The sequence below is a fragment of the Gemmiger formicilis genome (genome assembly GCF_024462815.1).
Taxonomy (GTDB): domain Bacteria; phylum Bacillota; class Clostridia; order Oscillospirales; family Ruminococcaceae; genus Gemmiger.
The window spans coordinates 1-621 of the sequence record NZ_JANGCG010000050.1 but is presented as its reverse complement, the minus strand read 5'-3'; the positions used below and the strand labels follow the sequence as shown (position 1 = coordinate 621).

Below are 621 nucleotides of genomic sequence, written 5' to 3'. Positions count from 1 at the left end.
AGCGTTCGGGAGCGTGTTTCTTAGGGACCGGCGCGGCTCTGGCCTTGTAGGCTTTGCGGTATTTTTCGTCAGCATCATAGAACTGCTGCGGAGAAATACCGGCATCCAGACACCCCTGCATGACAACCGCATTGTAACGGCTGCTGACCGGGAGCAACTGGTCGCGGTACGGCGCGTTCATCGTGTAAACCATAATTTCGTGCGGTGCGCCGTCTGCATCCGCAACCGTCATGGTTTCCTTGTCATAGAATGTCGGGTAACCCTCGTAACAGTCAAGCTGGGATTCGTCATGGTCGGTAATCGACCAAATCAACCCTTCGACGCTTGCTCCCTCTTTTGGCAAAATCGTCAAGTAGCCGCGCCGGAACGCCAGCTCATAGCCATCCAGCTTGGCAGTGCCTACCACCGTTGCCTCCGGACAGCGGTAGGCCATCTGCTCAAAATTCAGATTAGAGCCATAGGCAAAATATTCTTTTCGAGACATTGGGTTTCTCCTTATCTGACCTCATCTATATGAAGCCGTGGTTGATTGCTGGGATATAGCGACTTGTCGTGCCGCCACGCTTTGTCACCGGGCAGGTTCTTCAGCAGGTGCATTCGCACATTCTTATACTCCGGGCC

1 protein-coding gene is annotated in these 621 nt (G+C 53.8%); it reads right to left on the bottom strand.

Going from position 1 to position 621, the window contains the following annotated elements:
• Positions 1 to 484, bottom strand: a 484-nt coding sequence (locus NE623_RS14440; RefSeq protein WP_256273504.1) for a gamma-glutamylcyclotransferase family protein, incomplete at its 3' end; no start/stop codon positions are given.
• Between the last annotated feature and the right edge of the window lie 137 nt (positions 485 to 621).